A 10,202-nucleotide genomic window follows, 5' to 3' on the forward strand; every position below is an offset into this window, starting at 1 on the left:
GAGACTTGGCTTGCCCGGCCCCCGGCTGGGCCCGCCTGCTCGCGGGGCCTGCGGTAGTCCCGTTCCCGGTGTGCCGTCCGGTACTCGTGGGCGCGGCAGAATTGGGGCATGTCCGTGACGCAAGCAACGCCCGCCGGGGCCGCCCCGGCCCTCGACCCGGCCGTCGCCGCCCGACTGAAACGCGACGCCAACGGCCTGATCGCCGCCATCGCCCAGCAATGGGACACCGGCGAGGTGCTGATGCTCGGTTGGATGGACGACGAGGCGCTGCGGCGCACGCTCGAGAGCGGCCGCGCCACCTACTTCAGCCGCAGTCGCCAGGAGTACTGGGTCAAGGGAGAGACGTCCGGGCACCGGCAGTGGGTCCGCTCGGTGGCACTGGACTGCGACGGCGACGCGCTACTGGTGAAGGTCGACCAGGAGGGCCCGGCCTGCCACACCGGCACCCGCACCTGCTTCGACGACGGATCGCTTCCCGCCACCGCGCGCGACTGCGACGAGCGAGGAACGAGCGCGGAGCACAAGCGCCCAATGGGCACTGCGGGCCGGGCCTCATGACCCCCGGTGCCGTCGAGCCGGGCCTGGAGACGTTCCGTGAGCTTGCCGCCGACCGCCGGGTGATCCCGGTGACCCGGCGGCTGCTCGCGGACTGCGAGACCCCGGTCGGGCTGTACCGAAAGCTGGCAGGCGAACGGCCCGGCACGTTCCTGCTGGAATCCGCCGAGCACGGCGGGGTGTGGGGCCGGTACTCGTTCGTGGGCGTGCACAGCCCGGCGATGCTGACCGAGCGCGACGGCTCGGTCGCCTGGGTCGGTCGACCGCCGGCCGGGGTGCCGACCACCGGCGACCCGCTGTCGGCCCTGCGCGGCACTGTCGAGTTCCTGCGCACCGAGCCGCTGCCGTCGGCGCCGGCCCCGCTGACCGGAGGCTTGGTCGGCTTCATCGGCTACGACGCCGTGCGGCGGATCGAGCGGCTGCCCGAGAAGGCCGTCGACGACCTCCAGCTGCCCGAACTCGCGATGCTGCTGGCCACCGACCTGGCCGTGCTGGACCACTCTGACGGCTCGGTCGTGCTGATCGCCAACGCGGTCAACTGGGACGGCTCCGACGCGGGCGTCGACGCTGCTTACCACTCCGCGGTCGATCGACTGGCCCGGATGACGGCCGACCTGAGCCGCCCCGACGCCCCGTCGGCGGCGGCATTCGACCCGACCGCGCAGCCGAACTACACCTCGGGCACCGAGCGCGCCGACTACATGGCCGCCGTCTCCGCCGCCGTCGAGGAGATCTACGCCGGCGAGGCGTTCCAGATCGTGGTCTCGCAGCGGTTCGCGATGCCGACCGCGGCCAGCGCGCTCGACGTCTACCGGGTGCTGCGGCTGACCAACCCCAGCCCGTACCTGTATCTGCTGCGCTTCCCGGGCCCCGGCGGCGGGCCGGAGGGTGGCTTCGACGTGGTCGGGTCCAGCCCCGAGGCGCTGGTCAAGGTCTCCGACGGCCGGGCCATGCTGCACCCGATCGCCGGCACCCGACCGCGCGGCGCGGATCCGGAGTCCGACACCGCCCTGGCCGCGGACCTGCTGGCCGACCCGAAGGAGCGGGCCGAGCACCTGATGCTGGTCGACCTCGGCCGCAACGACCTCGGCCGGGTCTGCGCGCCCGGCACCGTCGAGGTCGTCGACTTCATGTCGGTCGAGCGGTACTCGCACGTGATGCACATCGTCTCGACGGTGGTCGGCAAGTTGGCCGCCGACCGCACCGCCTTCGACGCGCTGACCTCCTGCTTCCCGGCCGGCACGCTGTCCGGTGCGCCGAAGCCGCGGGCGATGGAGATCATCGAGGAGCTCGAGCCGACCCGGCGCGGGCTCTACGGCGGCGTGGTCGGCTACCTGGACTTCGCCGGCGAACTCGACACCGCGATCGCGATCCGCACGGCGCTGCTGCGCGACGGGATGGCCTATGTCCAGGCAGGTGCCGGGATCGTGGCCGACTCCGACCCGGCCACCGAGGATCAGGAGTGCCGCAACAAGGCTGCGGCGGTGCTGCGGGCGATCGCGGTCGCCGAGACGCTGCGCCCGCCCACATGAGGGCGGGCCGGTCGCGCCCGCTGCGTGAGCCTCGAAGCCCGGGCCGCGACTTCGCGGTCTTCCTCGGGTGCTGCGTGGGCGGTGCGGTCTGGATCCTGCTGGGCGCACAGCAGGTCTGGGTCCACGCTCGCGCGAGCCAGGGGACGCTGCAGGCGCCGTTGGCGGTCCGCGGAAGTTCACTCGCGCCGGCCGTGCCGGCTGTTGCGGTCGCGTTCCTGGCCGGCGCTGTAGCGGTCTGGGCGGCTCGCGGCACAGCCAAGCGGATCATCGGCATCCTGATGTCGCTGCTCGGCCTGGTCCTGGTGTTCGGCATCGGGAACGGGCTGAACCCGTGGGACTCGGGCCGGCTGACCGGCCGCGGCGGCGCGGCGTTGGGCACCGGGACCGCGTCCATCGACCACGTGTCGGTCAGCGCCTGGTTCTGGCTTACGTTGCCCGCGTTGGGCCTGCTCGCCCGCGCCGCGACCATGGCCGCGAACCGCGGCCAGACCTGGCCGGGGATGTCCTCGCGGCACAGTCGGGCAGCCGCGAGCGGGCTTTCCAGCGCGCCGGCCGGGGTCCCCGACTCGGCGCTTGATCATTGGCGCGCGATGGACCGCGGGGAGGACCCGACGCTGCAGCCCCCGTCCGAGGGTGCGTCCGAGCCGGGCTAACATTCGGGCCACACTGTGCGCCGCGTCACTCGGGTCGCTGCTCACCTGCCTTTACGCACAACCGATTGGAATCCTCGTGTCGGTGCTCGACGAGATCCTGTCCGGCGTCCGGGCGGACCTCGCCGAACGTCAACTAACGGTCTCGTTGGACGCCCTGAAGGAACGCGCCGAGCGCGCTCCGGCCCCGCGCGACGCACTGTCCCGACTGCGCGGCCCTGGCGTCTGCGTGATCGCCGAGGTGAAGCGGTCCAGCCCGTCGGCCGGTGCCCTGGCGACGATCGACGATCCGGCGGGTCTCGCGGCCGAGTACGAGGCCGGCGGCGCTGAGGTCATCAGCGTGCTGACCGAGCAACGACGCTTCGGCGGCACCCTCAACGACCTGACCGCGGTGCGCTCGGCGGTGGACATCCCGGTTCTGCGCAAGGACTTCCTGGTCACCAGCTACCAGCTGTGGGAGGCCCGGGCCCACGGTGCCGACGTCGTGCTGCTGATCGTCGCGGCGCTGGAGCAGAACGCGCTGATCTCGCTGATCGAACGCGCCGAGTCGCTCGGGATGACCGCGCTGGTCGAGGTGCACACCGAGGAGGAGACCCGCCGCGCCGTCGACGCCGGGGCGAAATTGGTGGGCGTCAACTCCCGCAACCTGCATACGCTCGAGGTCGACCGGGCCACCTTCGGCCGGTTGGCCCCGCTGCTGCCGCCGAACGTGGTGCGCGTCGCGGAGTCCGGGGTGCGCGGACCGCACGACGTGATCGAGTACGGCAGGGCGGGGGCGGACGCGGTGCTGGTGGGCGAGACGTTGGTGACGGGCAAGGACCCGCGCACCGCCGTCGCCGACCTGGTCGCGGCAGGCGCCCATCCGGCTTTGCTCAAGGATCCACGCTGTGGCTGAGAGTCACGGAACGGACGAAGTCTGCCTCCGTGGCTCGAAAGCCACCGGTGAGAGCTGTGGCTGAGGCCGCGGCGACGGTGTCGGGGGCGGACGGCAAGTTCGGCGAGTACGGGGGACGGTACGTCCCCGAGGCCTTGATGGCGGCGCTGGACCAACTATCCGACGAGTTCGCCGCCGCGCAGGCCGACCCGAACTTCCGAGCCGAACTGTCCGGGCTGCTCGGTTCGTACACCGGTCGGCCCTCGCCGATCACCGAGGTGCCGCGTTTCGCCGCGCACGCCGGCAACGCCCGGGTGGTGCTCAAGCGCGAGGACCTCAACCACACCGGCTCGCACAAGATCAACAACGTCCTCGGCCAGGCGCTGCTGACCCGGCGGATGGGAAAGACCCGGGTCATCGCCGAGACCGGCGCGGGCCAGCACGGCGTCGCCACCGCGACCGCGGCGGCCCTGCTCGGGCTGGAGTGCGTGGTCTACATGGGCGAGGAGGACACCAGGCGGCAAGCCCTGAACGTCGCCCGGATGCGGTTGCTCGGCGCCGAGGTCATCCCGGTGACCACCGGCAGCCGCACGCTGAAGGACGCGATCAACGAGGCGATGCGCGACTGGGTCGCCAACGTCGAGCACACCCACTACCTGCTGGGCACCGTCGCCGGCCCGCACCCGTTCCCGTACCTGGTGCGCGAGTTCCACCGGGTGATCGGGCAGGAGGCTCGCGCCCAGGTGCGGGAACTGACCGGCGGCCTGCCGGATGCGGTCTGCGCCTGCGTCGGCGGCGGGTCGAACGCGATCGGCATCTTCCACGAGTTCATCCCGGACGCCTCGGTGCGCCTGTACGGGTTCGAGGCCGGGGGCGACGGCCTGGAGACCGGCCGGCACGCCGCGACGATCACCGGCGGGGCCCCGGGCGTGCTGCACGGCGCGCGGTCCTACCTGCTCCAGGACGACGAGGGCCAGACGATCGAGTCGCACTCGATCTCGGCCGGGCTGGACTACCCGGGCGTCGGCCCGGAGCACGCCTGGCTGGCCGACAGCGGCCGGGCCATCTATCGGCCGGTGACCGATGCCGAGGCGATGGAAGCCTTCCGGTTGCTGTGCCGCACCGAGGGCATCATCCCGGCGATCGAGAGCGCCCACGCGTTGGCCGGGGCCATGGTCGTGGGCAAGGAACTCGGCCCCGACGCGGTCGTGCTGGTGAACCTGTCCGGGCGCGGGGACAAGGACGTGGACACCGCCGCGAAGTGGTTCGGGCTTACGTGAGCGACTCGAACGAGCGAGGAACGAGCGAGTGAGACAAGCACACCGGCAGCACTGTTGATGGGCAGTCAGGTGGCGGCCGCGTACGAACGCGCGGCCAAGGAGAATCGTGGCCTGCTGGTCGGCTACCTGCCCGCCGGCTTCCCGACCAAGCCCGGCGCGATCGCTGCGTTGACCGCGATGGTGGCGTCCGGCGTCGATCTCGTCGAGGTCGGCCTGCCGTACAGCGACCCGGTGCTCGACGGCCCGACGATCCAGCAGGCCGTCGACCGGGCGCTGGCCGCCGGGACCCGGATCGCCGACGTGCTCGACACCGTCGAGGCGGTCGCCGCCACCGGCGTCCCGGTCGTCGTGATGACGTACTGGAACCCGGTCCTGCGCTACGGGGTCGAGCGGTTCGCCCAGGCGCTGGCCGCCGCGGGTGGCAGCGGTCTGATCACCCCGGACCTGACTCCGGACTCCGGGCCGGACTGGTTGGCCGCGTCGGCGGCCGCCGACCTGGACCGCATCTTCCTGGCCGCGCCGTCGAGTACCGACCACCGGCTGCGGATGACTGCCGAGGCCTGCCGCGGGTTCGTCTATGCGACCTCGGTGATGGGCGTGACCGGGGCGCGTGCCCAGACCTCGAGCCTGGCGCCCGCCCTCGTCGCCCGGCTTCGGGAGGTCACCGACCTGCCCATCGGCGTGGGCCTGGGGGTGTCCAACGGAGACCAGGCCGCCGAGGTGGCCGGGTTCGCCGACGGCGTGATCGTCGGCTCGGCGTTCGTGCGGGCGCTGCTGGACGCGTCGGACCTGTCCGTCGGCGTCGCGGGGTGCGCCGCACTGGCCGAGGATCTGGCCGCCGGGGTCCGGCGCCGCTGACCGGGGGGCCCCGACCGGGCGGAGATATGGTGGCCGGGCCATGAGATCCGCCTACATTCCCAGCCCGTCGCAGGGCGTCTGGCATCTCGGGCCGTTCCCGATCCGCGGCTACGCCATGTGCATCACCCTCGGCATCGTCATCGCGATCCTGCTGGGCGAACGGCGACTGGTCGCCCGCGGCGGCGAGCGCGGCGGGATCACCGACGTCGCCTTCTGGGCCGTGCCGTTCGGGATCGCCGGCGGGCGGCTGTACCACGTGATCACGACCCCGGAGCCCTACTGGGGGCACGGCGGTCACCCATGGCGGTCGCTGGAGATCTGGAAGGGCGGCCTCGGGATCTGGGGCGCGGTCGCGCTGGGTGGTCTCGGGGCCTACATCGGTTGTCGACGGCGCGGGCTGCTGACCCCGGTCGTCGCGGATGTCGTCGCGCCGGGAATCGTGCTGGCCCAGGCGACCGGGCGGTGGGGCAACTGGTTCAACCAGGAGCTCTACGGGCGCCCGACCACCTTGCCCTGGGGGCTGCGCATCGACGCGGCGCACCGCCCGGAGAACACCCCGAACGTCGGCGTCTACCAACCCACGTTCCTGTACGAATCGCTGTGGTGCCTCGGCATCGCGGTGCTCGTGCTGTGGGCCGACCGGCGGTTCCGGCTCGGCCACTCGCAGGTGTTCTGGCTGTACGTCGCGGCGTACACCGTCGGCCGGGCCTGGATCGAGTGGCTGCGGGTGGACGACGCCGAGCACATCCTCGGACTGCGCCTGAACGACTGGATGTCGCTGATCGTGTTCATCGGGTCGGTGACCGCATTCGTGCTGTCCCGGCGCCGCCACCCGACGCGGGAGGCCCAGCCGTACCGGGTGCCGAAACCGGTTCCGGACGGTTTGGTCACCTCTTCGGTGGGCGCCGGGGATCCGCCGGCTCTCGGAGCACCGCTCCCGCCCGTGATCGACGACGGGCCGGGCCCCGACCTGCGGTAAGCTCAAGTGTCTGCCGTTCGGCCAGAGCTGTCCCGCGGTGGAAATCGGTCGGCTCCGCCGAGGGCCACCAACTGTCGGTTCCAGGCGCATGCCGGGCAACCCGCGGCGCGCGTACCGGATCGGCCGGCCGCGAGCGCGACGGTGCGCACCTTCGGTCCACCGTCATCGTCGACGGAAGTCCCACCGGCGGCGAGCCATTCGCCGCACCGCTCGGCCGTGTGCGGACCTCACCGCACTCGGCGTCGTCCCCTTCCGAGCCGACAGGAGTCGCGTTGCCTGCTGGTTCTCCTGCACCGCAGGGCCTCTACGACGGTCGCCACGAGCACGACGCCTGCGGCGTCGCGTTCGTCGCCACGATGAGCGGTGTCGCCTCCTACGACATCCTCAACAAGGCGCTCACGGCGTTGCGCAACCTCGAGCACCGCGGTGCCGCGGGCAGCGATCCCGACTCCGGCGACGGCGCCGGGATCCTGACCCAGGTGCCCGACGCCTTCCTGCGGGACTGCGTCGACTTCGAGTTGCCCCCTGCGGGCAGCTACGCGGTCGGCGCGGCATTCCTGCCGCAGGACGAGCGGGAGCGGGCCAAGGCCGAGCGCGGCATCGCCGGCGTCGCCGCCGAGGAGGGCCTGAAGGTCCTCGGCTGGCGCACCGTTCCCATCACGCCGAGTCTGCTCGGCGCCGCCTCCGGCGCGACGGTGCCCTACGTCCGGCAGGTGTTCGTCGCCTCCGACGGCGGGCCGCAGGCCGTGGAGTACGCGGCCGCCCCCGGCGGGTTGGGGCTGGAGCGGCAGGCGTTCGTGCTGCGCAAGCGCTCCGAGCGGGAGACCGGGACCTACTTCGCGAGCCTGTCCAGCCGCACCCTGGTCTACAAGGGGATGCTGACCACCGGGCAGCTCGAGCCGTTCTACCCGGACCTGTCCGACCGGCGGTTCACCACCGCGATCGCGTTGGTCCACTCGCGGTTCTCGACAAACACGTTCCCGTCCTGGCCGCTGGCGCACCCGTACCGGTACATCGCGCACAACGGTGAGATCAACACCGTCATGGGCAACCGCAACTGGATGCGGGCCCGGGAATCGCAGCTGGTCACCGATCTGATCCCGGGCGACCTGAACCGGCTGTTCCCGATCTGCACCGCTGGTGCCTCCGACTCCGCGAGCTTCGACGAGGTCCTGGAACTGCTGCACCTGGGCGGGCGGTCGCTGCCGCACGCGGTGCTGATGATGATCCCGGAGGCGTGGGAGAACAACGCCGACATGGACCCGACGCGGCGGGCCTTCTACCAGTTCCACTCCGCGTTGATGGAGCCCTGGGACGGCCCCGCCTCGATCACGTTCACCGACGGCTCGTTGGTCGGCGCCGTGCTCGACCGCAACGGCCTGCGGCCCTCGCGGTACTGGGTCACCGACGACGGCCTGGTCGTGATGGCCAGCGAGGTCGGCGTGCTCGACATCGACCCGGTGTCGGTGGTCCGCAAGGGGCGGCTGCAGCCAGGACGCATGTTCCTCGTTGACACCCGCGAGGGTCGCATTGTCGAGGACGAGGAGATCAAGTCGGCCCTGGCCGTGCAGCACCCGTACGACGAGTGGCTGCACGCCGGGATGATCCACCTGGCCGAACTGCCCGAGCGGGAGCACATCGTGCACACCCACTCAAGTGTGACGCGGCGTCAGCAGACCTTCGGCTACACCGAGGAGGAGCTGCGGATCCTGCTCGTGCCGATGGCGCGGGCCGGCACGGAGCCGATCGGCTCGATGGGCACCGACACCCCGATCGCAGTGCTGTCCAGCCGTTCCCGGCTGCTGTTCGACTACTTCACCCAGCTGTTCGCGCAGGTCACCAACCCGCCGCTGGACGCCATCCGCGAGGAGCTCGTCACTTCGCTGGGAACCTCGATCGGCCCCGAGGTGAACCTGCTGTCCTCGACGCCGAGCCATTGCCGGCAGGTCGGCCTGTCGTTCCCGGTGATCGACAACGACGAGCTGGCGAAGCTGGTCCACATCAACGCCGACGGCGACAAGCCGGGCCTGAAGTCGGTGAACATTCCCGGCCTCTACGAGGTCGACGGCGGCGGCGCGGCCCTGGCCGCGCGGCTCGACGCGATCTGCGCGCAGGTCAGCGAGGCGATCGCGGGCGGCGCGCGGATCATCGTGCTGTCCGACCGGCACTCCGAGTCCGACCTCGCGCCGATCCCGTCGCTGCTGCTGACCGGCGCCGTGCACCACCACCTGATCCGGGAGAAGACGCGCACCCGCGTGGGCCTCATCGTCGAGAGCGGTGACGTCCGCGAGGTGCATCACGTCGCGCTGCTCGTCGGGTACGGCGCGGCCGCGGTCAACCCGTACCTCGCAATTGAGACCGTCGAGGACCTCGTCCGGTCCGGTGTCATCGACAGCGGTCTCGACCCGCAGAAGGCGGTCCGCAACTACATCAAGGCGCTCGGCAAGGGCGTCCTCAAGGTCATGAGCAAGATGGGCGTCTCGACTGTCAGCTCGTATACCGGCGCGCAGATCTTCGAGGCTCTCGGGCTGGGCCAGGACGTCATCGACGACTTCTTCACGGGTACGACCTCGCGGCTTGGCGGCATCGGGCTCGACGTCATCGCCGAGGAGGTCGCTGCGCGGCACCGCCAGGCGTACCCACGTGTGCCCCACAAGCATCGCCGGTTGTGGATCGGCGGGGAGTACCAGTGGCGCCGCGAGGGCGAGCCGCATCTGTTCAGCCCGCAGACCGTCTTCAAGCTCCAGCACTCGACGCGCAGCGGTCGGTACGACGTGTTCAAGGAGTACACATCGGCGGTTGACGAGCAGGCGGCGAAGCTGATGACGCTGCGCGGTCTGTTCCGCTTCGCAGAGGGCGTGCGTACTCCGATCTCGATCGACGAGGTCGAGCCGGTCACCGAGATCGTCAAGCGGTTCGCGACCGGCGCGATGTCCTACGGCTCGATCTCCGCTGAGGCGCACACAACGCTGGCGATCGCGATGAACCGCATCGGCGGCAAGTCCAATACCGGTGAAGGTGGCGAGGACACCGACCGCTTGCACGACCCGGCCCGGCGCAGCGCGATCAAGCAGGTGGCGAGCGGCCGCTTCGGCGTGACGAGCGACTACCTCACCAACGCCGACGACATCCAGATCAAGATGGCGCAGGGCGCGAAGCCCGGCGAGGGCGGGCAGCTTCCCGGCAACAAGGTCTACCCGTGGATTGCGAAAACCCGAGGGTCGACGCCGGGCGTCGGGTTGATCTCCCCGCCGCCGCACCACGACATCTACTCGATCGAGGATCTCAAGCAGCTGATCCACGACCTGAAGAACGCGAACCCGCAGGCGCGAGTGCACGTCAAGCTGGTGGCCGAGGTCGGCGTCGGCACGGTGGCCGCCGGCGTGTCCAAGGCCCATGCCGATGTGGTCCTCATCTCCGGCCATGACGGTGGGACTGGAGCAGCTCCGCTCAACTCCCTCAAGCATGCCGGCG

General features: G+C 71.3%; 8 protein-coding genes. All 8 read left to right on the plus strand.

Annotated elements, in window-relative coordinates:
• Positions 1–108: 108 nt before the first annotated feature.
• Entirely contained in the window at positions 109–558 is a 450-nt protein-coding gene (gene hisI / locus VHU88_10845; protein HEX3612172.1) for a phosphoribosyl-AMP cyclohydrolase, read from the plus strand.
• Positions 555–2,087 (plus strand): anthranilate synthase component I, encoded by a 1,533-nt coding sequence (locus VHU88_10850; GenBank protein HEX3612173.1) that lies wholly within the window; start codon positions 555–557, stop codon positions 2,085–2,087. The genes hisI and VHU88_10850 overlap by 4 nt, the downstream gene beginning before the upstream one ends.
• Entirely contained in the window at positions 2,084–2,740 is a 657-nt protein-coding gene (locus VHU88_10855; protein HEX3612174.1) for a Trp biosynthesis-associated membrane protein, read from the plus strand. The genes VHU88_10850 and VHU88_10855 overlap by 4 nt, the downstream gene beginning before the upstream one ends.
• Before the next feature lie 76 nt (positions 2,741–2,816).
• Entirely contained in the window at positions 2,817–3,632 is an 816-nt protein-coding gene (gene trpC, locus VHU88_10860; protein HEX3612175.1) for an indole-3-glycerol phosphate synthase TrpC, read from the plus strand.
• Positions 3,633–3,688: 56 nt separating this feature from the next.
• Entirely contained in the window at positions 3,689–4,891 is a 1,203-nt protein-coding gene (trpB, locus tag VHU88_10865) for a tryptophan synthase subunit beta (protein ID HEX3612176.1), read from the plus strand.
• 57 nt (positions 4,892–4,948) lie between these two features.
• The gene (trpA, locus tag VHU88_10870) at positions 4,949–5,749 is read left to right on the plus strand and encodes a tryptophan synthase subunit alpha (GenBank protein ID HEX3612177.1); all 801 of its coding nucleotides are present in this window, start codon (positions 4,949–4,951) and stop codon (positions 5,747–5,749) included.
• Positions 5,750–5,789: 40 nt separating this feature from the next.
• A complete protein-coding gene (gene lgt, locus VHU88_10875; protein HEX3612178.1) occupies positions 5,790–6,728 on the plus strand; it encodes a prolipoprotein diacylglyceryl transferase in 939 nt (312 codons plus the stop codon).
• Between the two features lie 272 nt (positions 6,729–7,000).
• Positions 7,001–10,202 (plus strand): glutamate synthase large subunit (gltB, locus tag VHU88_10880; GenBank protein ID HEX3612179.1); only part of this gene is annotated, 3,202 nt, incomplete at its 3' end.

The sequence above is a fragment of the Sporichthyaceae bacterium genome, assembly GCA_036269075.1.
GTDB lineage: Bacteria > Actinomycetota > Actinomycetes > Sporichthyales > Sporichthyaceae > DASQPJ01.